The 16,530-nt window shown below is 67.8% G+C and carries 19 protein-coding genes; 7 read left to right on the top strand and 12 right to left on the bottom strand.

Going from position 1 to position 16,530, the window contains the following annotated elements; all coding sequences use genetic code 11:
• Positions 1 to 529 precede the first annotated feature (529 nt).
• From OG254_RS49400 to OG254_RS49365, 8 genes are all read right to left on the bottom strand, one after another.
• Positions 530 to 964 (bottom strand): transposase family protein, encoded by a 435-nt coding sequence (locus OG254_RS49400; RefSeq protein WP_405595658.1) that lies wholly within the window; start codon positions 962 to 964, stop codon positions 530 to 532.
• Positions 964 to 1,230 (bottom strand): transposase family protein, encoded by a 267-nt coding sequence (locus OG254_RS49395; RefSeq protein WP_405576152.1) that lies wholly within the window; start codon positions 1,228 to 1,230, stop codon positions 964 to 966. The genes OG254_RS49400 and OG254_RS49395 overlap by 1 nt, the downstream gene beginning before the upstream one ends.
• 924 nt (positions 1,231 to 2,154) lie before the next feature.
• A complete protein-coding gene (locus OG254_RS49390) occupies positions 2,155 to 2,301 on the bottom strand; it encodes a hypothetical protein (protein WP_405576154.1) in 147 nt (48 codons plus the stop codon).
• A gap of 42 nt (positions 2,302 to 2,343) precedes the next feature.
• A complete protein-coding gene (locus OG254_RS49385) occupies positions 2,344 to 3,192 on the bottom strand; it encodes a hypothetical protein (protein ID WP_405576156.1) in 849 nt (282 codons plus the stop codon).
• Positions 3,180 to 3,653 (bottom strand): LuxR C-terminal-related transcriptional regulator, encoded by a 474-nt coding sequence (locus OG254_RS49380; protein ID WP_405576158.1) that lies wholly within the window; start codon positions 3,651 to 3,653, stop codon positions 3,180 to 3,182. The genes OG254_RS49385 and OG254_RS49380 overlap by 13 nt, the downstream gene beginning before the upstream one ends.
• A gap of 301 nt (positions 3,654 to 3,954) precedes the next feature.
• Positions 3,955 to 4,353, bottom strand: coding sequence for a DUF6415 family natural product biosynthesis protein (locus OG254_RS49375; protein ID WP_405576160.1), 399 nt, complete (start codon positions 4,351 to 4,353; stop codon positions 3,955 to 3,957).
• A complete protein-coding gene (locus OG254_RS49370; RefSeq protein WP_405576162.1) occupies positions 4,353 to 4,682 on the bottom strand; it encodes an ATP-binding protein in 330 nt (109 codons plus the stop codon). Before OG254_RS49370 ends, OG254_RS49375 begins: the two co-directional genes overlap by 1 nt.
• A gap of 140 nt (positions 4,683 to 4,822) precedes the next feature.
• A complete protein-coding gene (locus tag OG254_RS49365) occupies positions 4,823 to 5,623 on the bottom strand; it encodes a TauD/TfdA family dioxygenase (protein WP_405576164.1) in 801 nt (266 codons plus the stop codon).
• Positions 5,624 to 5,797: 174 nt separating this feature from the next.
• On the opposite strand from OG254_RS49365, the gene OG254_RS49360 reads away from it, so the two are divergent.
• The 3 genes from OG254_RS49360 (at position 5,798) to OG254_RS49350 (ending at position 8,820) form a co-directional block, all read left to right on the top strand.
• Positions 5,798 to 6,217 (top strand): NUDIX domain-containing protein, encoded by a 420-nt coding sequence (locus OG254_RS49360; RefSeq protein ID WP_405576166.1) that lies wholly within the window; start codon positions 5,798 to 5,800, stop codon positions 6,215 to 6,217.
• Positions 6,218 to 6,223: 6 nt separating this feature from the next.
• Entirely contained in the window at positions 6,224 to 7,387 is a 1,164-nt protein-coding gene (locus tag OG254_RS49355; protein ID WP_405576168.1) for a helix-turn-helix domain-containing protein, read from the top strand.
• A 191-nt stretch (positions 7,388 to 7,578) separates the two neighbouring features.
• A complete protein-coding gene (locus OG254_RS49350) occupies positions 7,579 to 8,820 on the top strand; it encodes a helix-turn-helix transcriptional regulator (protein WP_405576170.1) in 1,242 nt (413 codons plus the stop codon).
• Positions 8,821 to 8,894: 74 nt separating this feature from the next.
• Here the strand turns inward: OG254_RS49350 and cutA are convergent, their stop codons facing one another.
• On the bottom strand, positions 8,895 to 9,221 hold the full coding sequence (cutA, locus tag OG254_RS49345) for a divalent-cation tolerance protein CutA (protein WP_405576172.1): 327 nt from the start codon (positions 9,219 to 9,221) through the stop codon (positions 8,895 to 8,897).
• Between the two features lie 218 nt (positions 9,222 to 9,439).
• On the opposite strand from cutA, the gene OG254_RS49340 reads away from it, so the two are divergent.
• The 4 genes from OG254_RS49340 (at position 9,440) to OG254_RS49325 (ending at position 12,773) form a co-directional block, all read left to right on the top strand.
• The gene (locus OG254_RS49340; RefSeq protein WP_405576174.1) at positions 9,440 to 9,562 is read left to right on the top strand and encodes a hypothetical protein; all 123 of its coding nucleotides are present in this window, start codon (positions 9,440 to 9,442) and stop codon (positions 9,560 to 9,562) included.
• Positions 9,563 to 9,685: 123 nt separating this feature from the next.
• Positions 9,686 to 10,402: a hypothetical protein gene (locus OG254_RS49335; RefSeq protein WP_405576176.1), complete on the top strand. Its 717-nt coding sequence runs from the start codon at positions 9,686 to 9,688 to the stop codon at positions 10,400 to 10,402.
• A gap of 350 nt (positions 10,403 to 10,752) precedes the next feature.
• Positions 10,753 to 11,667 (top strand): replication-relaxation family protein, encoded by a 915-nt coding sequence (locus tag OG254_RS49330; RefSeq protein ID WP_405576178.1) that lies wholly within the window; start codon positions 10,753 to 10,755, stop codon positions 11,665 to 11,667.
• A gap of 140 nt (positions 11,668 to 11,807) precedes the next feature.
• Positions 11,808 to 12,773: a hypothetical protein gene (locus tag OG254_RS49325; protein WP_405594747.1), complete on the top strand. Its 966-nt coding sequence runs from the start codon at positions 11,808 to 11,810 to the stop codon at positions 12,771 to 12,773.
• A 65-nt stretch (positions 12,774 to 12,838) separates the two neighbouring features.
• On the opposite strand, the gene OG254_RS49320 is transcribed toward OG254_RS49325, so the two are convergent.
• From OG254_RS49320 to OG254_RS49310, 3 genes are all read right to left on the bottom strand, one after another.
• Positions 12,839 to 13,195 carry a hypothetical protein gene (locus OG254_RS49320; RefSeq protein WP_405576182.1) on the bottom strand — a complete coding sequence of 119 codons (357 nt, stop codon included), beginning with the start codon at positions 13,193 to 13,195 and terminating at the stop codon, positions 12,839 to 12,841.
• Positions 13,196 to 13,376: 181 nt separating this feature from the next.
• The gene (locus OG254_RS49315) at positions 13,377 to 14,828 is read right to left on the bottom strand and encodes a hypothetical protein (protein WP_405576184.1); all 1,452 of its coding nucleotides are present in this window, start codon (positions 14,826 to 14,828) and stop codon (positions 13,377 to 13,379) included.
• Positions 14,825 to 16,264 (bottom strand): hypothetical protein, encoded by a 1,440-nt coding sequence (locus OG254_RS49310; protein ID WP_405576186.1) that lies wholly within the window; start codon positions 16,262 to 16,264, stop codon positions 14,825 to 14,827. Before OG254_RS49310 ends, OG254_RS49315 begins: the two co-directional genes overlap by 4 nt.
• Between the last annotated feature and the right edge of the window lie 266 nt (positions 16,265 to 16,530).

Here is a 16,530-nt window from a genome sequence, read left to right as displayed (position 1 = left end):
AATCAACGATCAGAACCGCCTCCAAAGCGTCCAGGAGGTGAGCGCGTCCCGAACGAGACCAGAAAGACGGTGACTCAAGTGCGCTCGGTGCCGTGCGGTGCACTTTGTTCGTGTTGGGCTCCGGATTGTCGAGCCGTCAGGCGGTGAGTCGACGCGCCACCCCCAGCCCACCGGAGGATCTGGACCGACAGCGGCACCAGTGCGTCCAGCACGCGCTGAGATCATGCCCACAGGGCTCCTGTGGAGAGTCGTTCCATCGGGAAGGTGCCAGCAGCCGATCCCGATCGTCGCGACGGAGAGCGGCTCGGTGATTCGGTTGGCAGTACTCATAGATCAATTCAGTCACTAAACGGAGCCAAGCGCCCGGACGGGAACCCTATGGGGGACCCTCCTCGGAACGTCTGCATACCTCAACTCAACCACACGTATCTGGACATTTTAGGCGCAGATCCTTGCCTATATTTACCGTCGGCACCGTCGGAATGGCGCACACGGTGACGCACACATGGAGGCCTATTCACGAGGGTGATCACCAGCCCTTTTTGTAGAAGCTGAGGGCGGTGACGGCCTCGATGATGAGGGGGAAGCGGTTGAGGGGCCCGCGGTAGCGGGTGGCGAGGATCTTCCAGTCCTTGAGGTGAGCGATGGCGCGTTCGACGGCGGCGCGGAGCTTGCCAATGCTCTTGTTGAACACCTTGTCCGCGGCGGGTCGTTCCTGGCCGGGCGGTTTGCGGCGGGCGGTCAGCAGGCCGGAGCCGACGTAGCCCAGGTCACCCATGCCCTCCCGGTCGGCGAAGCGGGACTGACGCCAGGCGTACATGTCATGCCGGGAGCCTGGAACCGGAGTGGAGACCGCGAGCAGGTCCCCGGCAAGGGTGGCGGCGACCTGCAGGTTGAAGCCGATGTCACGGTGCTTGCCGGAGTACATTGTGGTACCCTCGCTCGCCCAGTCCCACGTCGGTATCAGCGTGCCATCGACCAGTACGATCGGCCGGCCGACGCCTTGGCCGGATCGGGGACGTGGGCTGCGAGGGTCTTCTTTACCACGGGCAGCAGCGTGGTCCAGCGGCGGGAAACGGTGGACTGGCTGATACCGAACAACTCCGCGGCCGCTTGCTGGATCGGGTTCTGCCGCAGTAGATACAGCACCAGGACGACCGACTTGTACAGGCCCAGCGCCCGCAACTGCTCCGTCCGCGGTCCCGCGTGCGCCCGGAACTCTATGTGCACGCGGGCCACCAGCCCGGTCAGTTGCTCCCCATCGAGCCCTGTCGTAACGTTCCAGCCTAACGGCCCTGCCCCGGTAGAGATCTGACGTCATCGCAAACGCCAGGATACCGAGCAGGGCCGCCCTGCTGATCAAGAAAATCGGACCGTGAATAACCCTCATGGATAATTATTTGAATACTTCGAGCCTCTCGGGCTGTTGAATTCAGACAGTTCATGGGGCTATGGACGTGTCACCAACGGATGCACAGGAAAAGAATCGTGAAACGGAGTGGTTTATGCATTCCCGTTGCACCAAAATGTCGTGGCCGCGATAGGCTGCGCAGAATTCGCGTGATATCGGCGATGAGAGTCCATCTCGGAAGCGGAGTCGATCCGATCGCATTGAGAGTGGAGGGCAGCGAGCGGATTCCCGAAATCAGTGCGCGCACCCGGATAGCTTTGGCAGGTTGGTGCTTTACACCTGCTGAAGGTGCACCCGACCCTCGCTCGGCGGCAGTCTGGAGGCGCCCGAGTTCCTCTAGAGTTCGCGTCTCCCGTTATGTTCGTCGCGGTTCCGCAACGGGACCGCTGGCCTCCGGGCCCGGCATGGCTGTTCCCCCTGTCGAAGGCATGACCTGGGGAGTGGTGCCACCGGGCCCGAGAGGCGCCGTTGGAGACGCTGTTGAGAGGTCCGACTACCGACTGGCCTGGCGCAATGCCCGGCCGCTTGGGGGCGGCAGGTCTGCATAACGTGGATGCGCGCATACAACGCCGACGCCCTGGCCAGCACCTCGTTCGGCTGAGTGTGGGGAGGAGCCAGTGGGAGGGGGCTCCTCCCCACACGTTGGGTCCGGCACCGGCCCCTGTTTCAGGCGCGGTTGCCGGGTGGTGCACCCGCCCGCCGACCGGGACCGTCACGCACCGGTCGGCGGGCGGGCGATCACATCAGCCCGCGCACAGCGCGTACTGAGCCTGGGTGAGCACGCGCTCCAGGCGAGTGCGGTGGAAGCGGTAGATCAGCAGCGCGTGGTCGGAGGCTTCTCGCGTGTCCTCGTTGTCGACGACCTCGACGTGTTCGAGCGCGGAGGCCACGCCGCCAGTGCCGTACCCGCGGTCGATGCGCTGAGGCCCGCCCTAGTGCGGCTTGTTGAACCCCGCCGTGGCGGCGAGCGCTTCCTTGCCGACTCCGTCGAGGTGGTCGGCGGCGTGGCGGGCAAGGTCGACGTATCCGGCATCGATCAGCACTCCGTCGGGACGGGTGTCGCTCCGGCGGGTGCCGTCCGCGTCCAGGTAGGTGCGCTGGACCATGTGCGCGCGGTCGGTGACCTTCTCCCATATCGGCAGTGCGATCGGTTCGGAGCGCCGCGGATAGCTGTTCGTGTCCCCGGCCGCGATGGTGACCATCCCGAGTTCGGCCATGGTGGTCATCCAGCGGGCTTCGGTGAGCCGCTGTTCCCCCACGGAGCGCGGCCGGGGCGCGGGGTCTCGGCGCCATCTCCTGCATCGAAGGCGTGCTCTCGGGACCTCCCGTGCACGGGCACGATGGTCAGCACGACCGGGAGGAGATCCCAGTTCTGGGTCATCTCCGCAGCAGCTTCCGTGCGGAGCGGAAACGGCTTCCTCCTCGCTGACCTGATCCATCGCACGGTTCAGGGCCTGGACGAGGCGGGCGAGGTTCTGCGCGCGGTGCGCGGCCGACCGCGGGGCGGCGCTCCGTGCCAAAGGTTTCAGGTTGAGGCGCCTGGCTGCTTCGCCGAGCGTGGCCTGTGCAGCGAGACCAGCGTCAGAATCGGCCGGGATGCTGAGGCAGCGAGTACGCAGTTCGTCGGCGACCATCCGGCCGTAGCGGGTGAACTGCTCGGCCATGTCGAGAGCGACGTCGACGGGAGGGAGATCGGTGCTGTTCAGGTCCCATTGGAGCGTCGCCTCGACGACCGGCAGGATCGCGGCCTTGTCGGGGACGGTGGGGCTCAACGCAGCCATGTGATCACCTGGTCCGCGGTCAGGATCTGGTACTGCCACGCCCGCGTGATGGTGTGGGCACGGTTCTTGGCCCCGAGATTCGTCATGAGTTCACGGCCGTCCCTGCGGATGATGTCGATCGTCCGCCTCGGCTTCAGTTCGGTGAGCATTTGCGCGGCCGTCAGTCCCCGTGCAATGCGCGGTACGAGGTCGCGCTGTTCACGGGGCAGGAACAGCCCTTCGGGGTCCAGCAGGTCCGGACGGGTGATGGCCTCGATGGCGTAGCCGACGGCGAGCGCGGCGGCGTTCTCGCCCACGCCGTGCAGCTTGCGCTTGGCGAGCTTGAGGTATCCCGCGGCCGTGCCCTCGCGGATCTTGAGGTCCAACGCGACCGCGGCGAGCGTGCTGCCGTCGGCGAGGCCCTTGAGGACCTGCCGCTCCCTCGGGGTCAGGACGATCCTGGCGACAGTGGTCGTGGTCACTTTTCTCCTCCTTGGCGGGCATGGGTGGTCTGCCAGCACAGCGCGGCGAATGGCAGCACCTCGGTTGCCGCGAGCCGATGTATGGCGGGTGCCGGCCGACGACGGCCCCGCGATTCGATCCGCTGGCGTACTACGGCGATGGCGGGAGTGCCGAGCAGAGCAAAGGCGAGGCGGTGGGGGGTCCGCCCGGCGCTGGGCGCTGCGTCTCCCCCGTGGGGGACGTAGAGAGCCGTGGCCCAGCGCCGGGCGGCGAGTCGGGCAGACAGGGGATGCCGCCCGACGTCTGCGAGGGGAGTGCGCATCATGGGGCGGCTTCTCCCATCAGGTCGAGAACCGAGAGGATTGCCAGGGCGAGCCGTCGGAGGTGGCCCGATGCGTCATCGGGGTGGGGGTGCTCGGCGCTCACGTAGATCAGGCGCCGCATCTCGTCGACCGGGTACGGGCGCACGAGGTACGGAACGATCTCCACGAACGTGGTGGTCGCCTTGCGGAACCGCGCCGCGATAGCCGTGACCAGATGCGGGGCAGGATGGGCGTACTCGCCGAGTACGGCCTTCAGGTCGTCGTACAGCTGCTCGTCAATCGCCTCGCTGGCGAGGGAGCGGCGAAGGCCGTACAGGACCACACCCATCGTCTCGTGATCGTTGGAGGCTCGCGGGCTCAGCAACGGCACGGCGACGTCAGCCGTCACTGCGACCATCACGATCTCCCATCGGGGATCGCCAGGGAGCACCACGTCATCGTGCCGTCGGGGCTCACGCCCCACTCCTTTGCGACGGCCGCGACGAGTAACAGGCCGCGGCCGTTCTCGTCGGCCAGGTGGGCAGAACGCAGCTGTGCCGGGGTCGGGGTGCCGTCGGTCACTTCGATGCGCAGTTCGCAGGCGGAGCGCCGCACCCTGAGTCCGACCGGTCTCCCCTTGCCATGCTTGATGGCGTTGGTGACCAACTCGGAGACGACGAGCGTGGCGTCGTCGGTGAGCATCGTCAGGTCCCATTGGCTCAGCTGGGTCCTAGTGATTTGTCTCATCTGGCCAGTGCGGATCTCAGCCGGGAGGAAGTCGACTTCGAAGCCGCTCTCAACTGCCTGGTCCCCGGCTGAGGCACTAAGGGCGACAGGCCCGGTGGACGTCATCGCACCCCACGCGAGCGTGATGCTTCCCTCCGTCATCATCCCGCCTCCAAGAGCACGGGTGTGCGGCAGGAGGTGGTGGCGGGCGTGAACCCTCGCGGCATGGGAAAGAGGGGCTGACCAAGGGCACGCCAGAAGAGCCGATCGCCGGTGAAGGCACGTCGTGCGTGCAGCCAGCGTTCGTTGTCCAGCAGGTAGCCCTGGCCAGGAGCCAGGCCGAGACGCACCTGATGTCGTACGGCTGCAGCCCGCAGTTGCGGGAGGTAGGGCTGCACCATCGGGTTCCAGCGCGCCAGCCCGTCGAACCGCAGGCGAACGGACACCCTCAGGTCGTGGTGGACGGTGAACACCTGTGTGGCGTGACCGTCTCCGGCGCCGAAGAACGCGGTGCGGGGTTGCACCAGCGCAACCCCGGCCTGCCGATCACCAGTGAAGAGGTCGGAGTGCACGGCCTGCCCATCGGTGAGCAGGCATTCCCCACCGGTTACGCCAGCTTGCCCGCACACAAGGAGCATCAGACGGGGCGGATTGGGTGTGCCGGAGCGTTCGGTGTGCGGATCGAGGGGGCCGTTGCCGAACCCAGCAAAGCCTGCCCGATGCGCGTCGCGTCGGGTGTCGCAGATCGTGGTGAGGCCGTCTGGGTCACTGTCGCGGTGCGGCACCAGATTCATGATCCGGGTGGCAAAGGCGAGCACGACAGTGCGCGAGGCAAGACCGTCGACAGTGACCAAACCCGTTTCCCGCAACCGCCCCGCGATCGTCTCTTCCGCCCCCGGCACGGTGAGGTCGATACGATTGCGCACGAAGATGTCGGCGTACGGCTGATCAACTCGGCGCATCCTGGATTTCCTTAGCGGGGATGGGGATGTGGTGCTTCCACTGTTCGCCGCTGCTGAGTCGGGGGTAAAGCGACAGATTGTCGACTCGGGCAATTCACCCATGCCCAACTCGCGCCACGGGGCACGTGCTACGTTCCGAATACCCCCGGCCGTACGTGCAATCCGAGGAGAGCGATGGCGTACACGCCCCCCACATGGCCCGTCTCCGTCAAGGGCGTGGCTGTGGACAGCCGCCGACGCGTACTGCTGCTGAAGAACGAACGCGAGGAGTGGGAACTGCCCGGAGGCCGACTCGAACCCACCGATGGCACGACTGAGTTGGCAGTGGAGAGGGAGATCGAGGAGGAGACCGGCTGGGCGGTCAAGGCCGGTCCTCTCCTGGACGTGTGGATCTACCAGCCCCTGCCCGTGACCATGCCCGACCGGCGAGTCGTGATCGTCACTTACGGATGCACCGTCCTCACCCCGGACAAGACCCCCGTGCTGAGTCACGAGCACAAACAGCTCGGCATGTTCACCGCCGACGAAGTGCCCGGCCTGACCATGCCGGACGGATACAAGCAGTCCATCGGCGCCTGGTACGCACGGATGTGACCGACCATGGACAGCGCGATGGTCGCACGGCTCTCGCAACACGCCCTGTGGCACTGGGCAACCCCGCAGGCCGAGGCAATCCTCGCCACTCGCGACCTCGGGGCCATCCTGCGCTTCCACCGCGCTGTACACGGCATGAACCAGTCCGAACTCGGACAGCTCCTCGGCTATGACAAGACGTACATCTCGCTCCTCGAACTCGGCAAACGGACTCTTGAAGACATCGGCTCTCGCCAGCACATCGCCGAGGTCCTGCGTCTGCCTCCGCACGTCGTCGGCGTCACCGATCCCGCGGACACCGACCACCGCGCCATGCTCCAGTTCGGCGAGTCCACGGTCCGCCTCGCCGAGATCGCTCGACAGTCCGGGCACGCCTCCGAAGCCGTCGCGGAGCTGTGGCCCCTGGTCGCCCGGCTCGAAGCACGAATGGAGGATGGGCACACGGAGCGGGACGTCTTGCACCTCCTGGCCCGAGCCCGTGTCGGCCTCGGCGTGGCCCTGGGCAACGTCCTGCCGGAGGAACGACTGAGCACCGCCGCCCGCTGGACCGCGAAGAGCATCGATATCGCCCGCTACTTCGGAGACCCGGCCTTCAACTCCTACGTGTTGCGCATGCATGGCAACGAACTGCGCAAGGCCCGCCTCCACGGAGCCGCCGTCGACCGCCTGCAGCACGCGGCTGCCATCGCACCGCACCACGAGGCGAAAGCAGCCGTCTTTCCGCTGCTCGCTCGTGCGGCCGGCACCCTCCGCAACCAGCCACTGTTCGACGAGGCGATGCGGGAGACGAACCGGCTCCTCGACGAGACCGAACACACGTCGTTGTTCAACCCCTACGCCCTGCACGAGATTCGACTTCGAGGGCTGATGGCCACTGGCAGGACGGACATCGCCATACAACTGGTCGAGCAGGGAAGTCCTGTACCAACGACCACCGTCGCACCGCAGTGGCGCGTGATCGAGCTCGTTACCGTGGCCCAAGTGCGGCTGGCCGCCGACGACTGCGGCGGCGCCGCGCAGTCCCTGCACACCGCCGTCGACGAGGCTGTTCGCCAGCGCCTTCCGCACCAGTTGCAGCGCATTGTGCGTGCGGCGCACCCCCTGCTGCCGGAGATCAGGGAAGTCGCAGACCATGCCCTGGACCGGATTCGGCAAGAGATGGCCGCGTAACTTGATCTCGTCCCAGAGCAGCACCGGCTGGCCTCGGTCGCCTGACTTGAGGTACGTGGTCATGGGCCTATCGCACCGCGCTACGAGGCCGTCTACCAGGGGAATCCAGAGGGGAAAAATCTGTCAAGGGGGGAAAGTCAAGGGGGAATTGGGGTCATGATTGGATTCCGCCCACGACAGAGGTCACACTCATGCCAGATCCGTTCGCCGAACTGTTGCTCCGGCTCCGGAAGGACGCAGGCCGGACGCAAGAGCAGCAGGCAGACGCGATCAACGCTGTCTCCGGCCGGGACACCATGACCCGCCGGGAAATCAGCCGCTATGAGAAGTTCGAGAACGTCCCTTCGAACCACACACTCACCCACATCGCAGCAGCCTCCGGCGTCCCCTTCGAAGAACTACTGCAGGAGGCCAAGGCCGCCCGCGCCCGACGGAGGAGAGGGAACGTCCGTGACGAGGAGGACCAGGACGACGTGAAGCGCCGCAAACTGCTGGGCAGCGCCGCCATCGGCGTAAGCGCGGCTGCCGAGCCCTGGGGGCGACTCGCCTTCGCTCTCAGCAAGGGCTCCCGCATCGACACGCCCGCTGCGATCGCGCTCATCAACCGAGCTGCTGACCTGCACGTCCAGGAACTCAATCTCAGTGCCCGCCGCCTGCAAAACACGGTTGAGTCGCACCTTGACGCGATCACCGCAGCCCTGCCTCACGCCGGCGCGCACGAACGGGCTCTCACCATCGCAGCCGGCGAAACCGCTGCCCTTGCCGGATGGGTGGCCTGGGACCTGGGCGAATACGACAAGGCTGGCGCCTACTACGACGTCACGACTGAGTGCGCGGCGAAGGCCGGGCATCCTCCCCTCAGAGCCTTGGCCCTCACCTACGCCAGCTACGGGGCTCCGACACCGAAGAGGAAGCTAGCACTCCTGTCCTGGGCCTCCCAGGATGTGCGCGGCCACGGCAACGCCACGGCCGCAGCCTGGGTCCTCGGAAGGCACGCGGAGGAAGCCGCCGCGGCCGGCGACGAGACAGGGGCGCTGCGTGCGCTTGACCGAGCACGCTTCGCTTACGACTTTGCGGATCACACCAGCGAACAGGCATGGGTCCGCTTCGTGACGCCGTACCGGATGGATTCGTTGGCCCTTTCCGTGTACGGGCAGTTGGGGCGATCCGAACTCACCGCCACGGCCGACACCGCGGTCGACCGCCTCGGGGACGAACTACCGGATGGCGGCGTCGTCGTCCTCGGTGATCTCGCCTCGGCCCTGCTGCACGGAGGCGACGTCGAACAAGGCGTCTACGTATCACGCCAGTTCACGGCCGCGTCACAAGCCAAGCCCAACACGATGGGCAAGGAACGCGCCGCGAAAATCGCCGCATGGCTCCCCGACAGTGAGCGGGAACTCGCCCACCACTTGCGGCAGTTCGCGTCCTGACTTGATCGCCCCGTTTGGTACACGGGCAAGCTCAGAACACGACCGCAGCCGCCCACCGCACGGCACGTCGCTCGTCAGTCCCCCGTTGACTCCTCAACAACCCACGACAGATACGCCTCCGACCCACCGGTCACAGGCAGCGTGATCCACTGGGGGACGTCATAGGGGTGCTTCTCGGACAGCCATGCCTCCAGCTGCGGGAGTCGGTCTGTCGTCGTCATGTACGAGATACGCCACTCCCGCGCCGTCTCGATCTCGTTCTTCCACCAGTAGACGGCGGTGATCGGCGCGTCGATGTGAACGCCCGCTGCCAACTTGCTCTCAACCGCACCCCGTGCCAGCACCCTTGCCTGGTCCTCGTTATCGATGGTCGTCTGCGCGATCACAATCTCGTTGGCCATGCAACTACCTCTCCAGCTCGGTGTTCCACGACCCTACCCAGCCGCCTCCGGTACTCGCCCGCCTCTTCCGAGGCGTCGGGTGCGGGGGCCCGGCACCTTGGGCAGGGCTTGGGCTGGCCTGATTCGCTGCATGGTTGAGGGTGGGGAAGCTGGAACCGAACCAGCGCCACGGTCGCTCACAAAGACCCCGTAGAAGGGCTGGCGACGCTGGGCACAGCATGGCCGGCACGCACCCATTGCTGGCCCTGGTCGAGTGGAAGATGACGCCGGCCGCCATGGCGTACGCGGAGATGGCCGAGGCCGCCGCGCGCCGCGGTATCTGTTTGATCCCCGAGGAGTAGGAGGGGGGCGGCCTGCGGGGAAAACCTTGAGCCGCGGGCTGGACCTCCAACCAAACTCCTGCCATTATTTGCTTTGCGGGTCGGGCAGGCCGGCTCGCTGCTGACAGGACGGACGGTTCTGCCATGACCTCGCGCCGTGAGCCTCGCCTGGCCGACGCTGCCGAGATCGCGGCTGAACAGGGGCTGACACCCGCACGGATCACCGGCCTCTACACCGGGCGCGCGGAAAACGCGGCCGGCGAGGCATTCCCCGAGCCTGTCGACAAGCGCGGCCGCGCCCGCCTGTGGGACCACGCGGAGGTCACCGAGTGGTTCGCCCACCGGGCGCCGGCACGGCTTGCCGACCACACACCGCCCTCGCGCGACCCGGGGGAGTTGCTGAACGCCGCGGACGCCTCGAGGTACCTCGGCTACAAGAACTCCAACCAGGTCACCACCTTCGTGCGCGACCACCCCGGCTACTTCCCCGACCCGGACGTCGTCGAAGAGAAGGGCACGGCCGAGAACCCCTACCGCCGGCAGCTCTGGAAGGTGCAGACCCTGCAGGAGTGGATGGCCACCCGGCCCGGCCGCGGACGACGAGCCGGAGCCACGGAGGCGCCGCCCTTGCCCGACGTTTCCGTCGACGGCGATCCCGACGAGCTCCTGGGGGCGAGCCAGGCGGCCGCCCTGCTGGGGTACAAGAGCGTCGGCTCCTTCTCCAGCAGCCTGTCCCAGGGCAACCTTCCGCTGCTGAAAACCACGGACGGGGTCGCTGAGAATGCCGGGCGCCAGAACGGGCGCCGGCGGTGGACGCGCCGGCGCATCCTCCAGCAGGCCGCCCAACGGTCCAAGAAGTAGTACCCGGCGGTGAGCGGCTCCTCCGCGCACCGCCCCATGAACGCGACAACCGGCTTTGGGAGTTGGTCCCTTGCGGGCCGGATGTCGCACGATGGCCGGCATGGCGTGGCTCGCCACCACGCCCCGCAGCAGCATCCGCTGCTGCGGACCGGCCATCGCCAATCTTCCAGAACGCCTCTGTGGGCTGAGCGCATCATGCTCGCGGTGTCCTTGAGCCTTCGCGCAGTCTCGTGGTCGCGGGTACGGAACCCCGACCATTGCCCCGACCACGAGATCGTTCTTGGGTCGTGACCGTGGTCGGGGTCTCGTGGTCGGGGGTCGGGTCGGGGTGCACGGCTTGTCTGCTGCCCATGACCCGTTCCCCATCCGGTGCTCCGGCGGCCGAGTTGGCCCCCAGCCCTTCCGAACCGCTGCGCTTGCAGGTCCTGACCGCGCTCGCCCTGCACCGCATGGCCACGACCAGCCAGCTGCGCCAGATGCTGCGGCCCGACAGCTCCCGCCAACTACTCTCCCGCGTGCTGAACAAGCTACGTTCCACGGGCTTCGTCGACCTGACCCCACTGCCGGACGCGGACCGGTCTCGTACGCACGCCTGGTACCTAACTCCGGAAGGGGCGCGCCTGACCCGCGATCTCCCTGTCCTGCGAGGCCGCCCGCCGTACCCCATCACCTCGACCACCGCAGCGTCGCTGAAGACGCCGCACACCTTGTCCGTCGTTCGCGCTCATCTGCCTTTCGCGGCAGATGCCCGCAGGCTCGGACACGAGCACGGCCCGTGGGACTGGACCCCGGAGGTGGCTCACCCCATCGGTGAGGGGGAGCGGCTCGTTGCCGACGCAGTGATGCACTACACCGTCGTCGATGGCGAGCACCGGCTGAAGCTGCGAGCGTTCGTGGAGGTCGATCGCACCACCATGAGCAGTGAACGCCTGGCCGTGAAGCTGATCGAGTACGCCCGCCTGTTCCGGTACGAAGCCCAGCCCGTCGGCCGCCGCAGGCCGGCCTCTGCCGGCCCGGCGTGGCTGCGGTGGTACCCGCTCTACCCTCGCGTACTTTTCGTACTCACCGGCGCCTCCGGGGCCAGGCTGAGGAATCGGATCAGCGATCTGCAGGCGATGGTCGCTCAGCACCCGCTCGTCGCGGGCCTCTCCCGCGAGGTCCCCCTCGGAGCCGTCGTTCTGGAAGACATCGAGCAACACGGTCCATCGGGGGAGGTGTGGGTGCCGTTGACTGGGGGCCAGCCTCGCCCTTGGACCGACTTGTGATCACAAGGCCCGCCGTTGAGAAGGTCGTCGACGGTATCGGATGAACCGGATACCGCCGTCCCGGTCGAGGAACGGACGCCGCGTCCTGCTCGACGGCGTCGCCGATCCGCTGCTGACGCTGTAACCGACGGAGCTTGCCCATGACCCGCGAGGTACCGCCCGGGAAACCGGCGCCCCGCTCCCCCACCCTGCGCCACGCCGCTTCGCGGCTCCGGCGGGCGCCCTCCGCCCGCCGTCAGGACGACGGCCGCGCCGAGCTCAGCGCGGGTTCGGCCACGGAACAACTTTTGGGGCGGTACCACTCACGCGTCTTCTCGTGCGAGCAGATGAAGAGGACCGAGACGGTCACCGCGCGCATCCCGATCGCCGCGGACCCAATGCTCGGTGCTGCCCTGGTTCGCGAGCTCACCCAGCCCTTCTTCTCCCTGTCGACCGGCGCGTTCCCGTGGGATGCCGAGCCACCTGGGCGGGGCAAGAAGGTGGGAAACTGGTTCCACCGCCACTACATCCTGGGCCAGCAGGACGTCTACGCCCGGTTGCACCGCCGCTACGTGCTGTTCGACGATCTCGACGAGGACACCTGGCAGCTGGTCGGCACGGCCAGGGCCCTACACGCGGCCCTGAGGAGGGTCGACGTGGTGAAGGCCGGACACCTCGACGAACCCGCCTTGCTGGCCACGGCCAACGCCACTCTGTGGGACGTGGCCCAGCGCTGCGCCCGGCTGACCAGCCTGCGTCGGGCCCGTGAGCACGCAGGCTCCTACGACGTTGGAGGCGTCCTTCCGGCACAGGCGATCAAGCAGACGAGCCAGGTACTCGCCAACGCCCGGGCCGCTCTCGACCGCCCTATGGACAACCTGGAGGAACTCGCCGGGCACGTGCTTGAAGCGGACGACCACTACCGGGCCTGGAGAGCTCTGCAGGAACTCGTTGGACGCTGCGACAACTTCGCCGACCTGGCCGTGGCCTACGCCGCCGACGCTCACCATGGAGCCGCATGGTGTGGCCACTACGCGCAGGCCCGCGCCACCGCTGCAACACTCGCAGCCTCCATCAGCGCCACCGGCTCCTTCCTCGCTGAACACGGGCTCGCTACCGACGGCTGAACGGCGGCCGTCGGTAGCGGTCTCAGCGGGGCCACCCCCTCAAAGAAGAGCGGATGAAATGCCTTTCAGTGGCGTCCGGTCAGGAACACCGAACGCAACGTGAGCCGGTCCGTGGTGGGATTCCCGTGCGGGCGCAGCGTCCAGGAGTCGCCCGTGCAGTCCGGCTCGGTGAACACCATCACCCACTCGTCGGTGTCGTTGTGCGGGGCGAACGCGGGCTCGGAGGAGCCCGGGTCCGCTACTTCCGGCAGGACCATGCAGCCGGGGCTCTCCGGGTCGTGCAGAGTGACCGCCTGCGGATAGCCGTCGAGGCCGACGAACTTGTAGGAGAAGTTGCCTGTGGCGGCGCTCGCTGAGGTCGGCAAGGAGACGATGAGCGCGAGCGCGCCGAGGGTGGCACTGAGGGTATGACGAAGACGCATGGGATCCCTTCACTGGGCGGACATCAGCCGAGAGCATGCCCCGGCGGCTGCCTCCGCTCAGGAATCGTGCTGGCGCGCATGGGGGATCTTGAGAGCGCACGGAGGTGCCATCTGCAAAGACCGTGCGCGTCTGCACGCTCGGCTATTCGAGTCCCAACCACGATGTAAGTAGAGGATTCGTTCACGCCTGCTGGAAGTACGGGGGCAGTAGTCCGTCTCCCGGCCAGAGGTCCTGTTCGGCGACGAGGCAGGCAAGGTAGGTGTCGATCTTCGCCAGGACGGCGGCGCGTTCCTTCGGACCGTAGGTGAGGCTCTGGCCGGCTGCGGTGTCGAGGGTGCGCACGTGGTTGTTCGGGCCGGTGCAGATGAGGGCGCGGGCGATCTCGGGCAGGCCGAGGCTGAGGGCGTCACACCCTGCGGTACGCACGAGCTGCACGAGATCGGTGGTGACCTTCTCCCAGTCTCCGACGTACGGCCAGTCGGCACCGCCCCCCAGCTCGTGGGTGAGCGTAGCCAGCGGGATGATCTCGCCCGGCTTGCGTCCCCGGGTGAGGCGGTCATGGATCCGCACGCCGTCAGGCTGTCGCACCTGGGGGTGGAGCAGGCAGGCGGCGGCCACCACGGTCGCGTTGACCTCCTGCGCGCCGCCGCCGGGGTAGTACGGCGCGTGGGCGAAGAGTAGATAGACGTCCGTGGTGCGGACTGCGTCGTCGGACTGGGCCTGAGCCATCGATTGGGATCCCTTCAGCGGTGAAGTGACGGGTTCGGGCGCTGCTGTCGGCGGCGACGTCGCCGGCTCGAAGCCGGGTGGAAGCGGCCCCAATGGGCTCTCGCCGCCCTGGGGTTGGACCGCCTCGCCGGATGCTGGCTCGGCACGGGCGTGCTCCAGGACCTGGGCGACCTGGTGGGCGACCTGGACCATCAGCCGCTCCCGGCCAATGAGGCGCGCCGAGACCAGGCGGGACTCCTCGCCCTGGAGCAGGTCGGCGGCGTCCCACAACAGGTGGTGGCCGACCTCGGCCGAGCGCCGTAGTTCGTAGCGGTCGCTGTCGGCGGCCGCCTCGAGGAGGTAGGTGTGCAGGGCGGCCAGGCGCTGGAGGTACTGGCAGGCAGCGTCGCCTTCTGCCCAGCGGACGTACTCGACCGCCCGGGCGTCGAGCCAGTCGGGCAGGTGCTCGGCGAGCAGTGGGGTGAGCAGCATCGCCGGCAGCACAACGCCGCCGGGGATGCCGCGGCTCAATGCGTACAGGGCAGCGAAGAGGCCGATGACCCCCACGATGACCGCGGAGAACCGCAAAGATGCGGGGCTGCTGGCGGCCAGAGTGATGCGGTGTGCGGGGCGCCTGATTAGCCAGCGCACCGCCGGCCGCTGCATCATCGTCGCGCCCGGGGTGAGCACACCGATCTGTGCAGGCTGTTCGGGCAGTGTGTCGTCGCCGGGCACGTTCCAGGCCAGCCATCCCCACCCGGTGCGCTCGTACACGAGAGCAACCTCGCACGTGCCGGTGCACGCGGTATCGCGGCAGACGTGTCCGCTCCGCAGCGCGCGGGATCGTTCCTTCTCCCAGCGTCGCGGGTCGCGGGCGAAGGGGCGCAGAGCCCGTGGGGGTGGTGTGGGCAGGGTGTCCGTCATGAGGTGCTCGCTTCCAGAGGGTCGGTCAGCGCTGAGGTGCAGGTGGCGCAGCGGCCGTCGCCGTCGGGGTGTGCGCGGCGGGGAGTCGGGCCGGGGCAGGTGCGGCACCGCGGCCAGTTGAGGCAGGCCGGGCAGAGGTCCTCTCCGGGCGCGGTGCCGGGATGGCCGCAGCTGGCGCATTCGGCTAGGGCCCGGTAGGTCAGGGCCTGGCTCACCGTGCGTGCGGACCCGGCTGAGTGGGTGGTCGGCAACGGCATCGAGTCGTCCGGCACGGGCTCGTTGCGGTGGGCGGCCGCGACGGCGGGCGGCGGGTAGGCCTGGGCGGCGCGCAGGCGGGCGGCGACGATCGCGCCGACCGTGGTCCGCACCGGATGCGGCAGGGGCCGGCCGGCGATGACCTGCCGCAGCTGCTCCGGGCTCCAGCCGGTTTCCAGCATCACGGTCACGACACGGCCCTGATTGGTCAGCGCCTGTCCGGTGAGCAGGAGTTCGGGACGGGCCGCTCCGATCGACAGCAGCAGCCGGATCCCGGGGTGCATCTCATCCGCCACGGGCGCAGGCGTTGGAGTCGGTGAATCCGGCCGGCCGGCCCGTCCAGGGGTTCGCGGCGATTCGCTGCGGCCGCACGGACGGAGGGATCTGGTGTCCTGCTGTGTGGTCTTCTTAACGATGGTGTTCTTAGTGCCGGGATCAGCCAACGTAGGCTCAGCCAATGTTGGAAAACCCGACTCTGGCTGCGACCTGGGGTTTTGCAGGGCGGGCAGGTCGGTGATGAAGTAGGCGGCTGCCCCGAGCGTGCCGTCAGAATTCCGGTCACGGATGCGGTAGAGGAACCCGTGCCGCTCCAGCTGCTTGAGACCCGTGGTGATGGCGTCGATGCCTTCGCGGCCGCGGCGTGCCAGCTCTGCGACCGTGACCTGCCAGCCGTCCCGGTGCGTGGAGACGTACCCGAAGATCCCCTTCGCCTTGAAGGACAACCGCGCGTCCCGGAACAGCCCGTTGGCGATCTGAGTGAACTGATCGCCGGCCATCACCCCCCGGCGGACCCCCGCCCCGAAACCGGCATCCTGCCCGTCGCCGTCGACCAAGGTGGCGGGGACATCGAGGAAGGTGTTGTCGATGGTGGCGGGGCGGTCGGTGATCGAGTAGACCACCTTGCTGAGCGTTCCGTCCGGGCGCCGAAGCCGTTCACGGATGAGGTAGCCGTACGTCTCCAGCTCCTTCAAGCCGGAACGCACTGCCTCCCGTCCGTCGGCGCCCACGCACACCAGGTGGGCGAGAGTGACCTGCCAGCCGTCCCGGTGCGTGGAGACGTACCCGAAGATCCCCTTCGCCTTGAAGGACAACCGCGCGTCCCGGAACAGCCCGTTGGCGATCTGGGTGAACTGATCGCCGGCCATGACCCCCCGGCGGACCCCCGTCCCGAAGCCGTTCATCGACGTATCCCCGAGGCCGACCGCGCGCGGCGGTCAGCGCGCCGCACCAGTGCCACCCGGGAGGGGCGGTTGGCGGGCCGGGAGACGTGGACGTACATGTGTTCCATGCCGCCAGCTCATCCGGTGCCCCCGACCACACCGTCGGCCACAACCCCCGACCATCGGTCACGATCCGGCAACATGCGCCTTGGACCGCCATGGTCGGGTGTGTGGTCGGGCCCGACCAGCTGCCGCCTGCCCTGACCACCGTCGAAGTCGGACCGCTT

Source organism: Streptomyces sp. NBC_01092, assembly GCF_045039535.1.
Taxonomy (GTDB): domain Bacteria; phylum Actinomycetota; class Actinomycetes; order Streptomycetales; family Streptomycetaceae; genus Streptomyces.
This window is presented reverse-complemented; position numbering and strand designations above follow the sequence as displayed.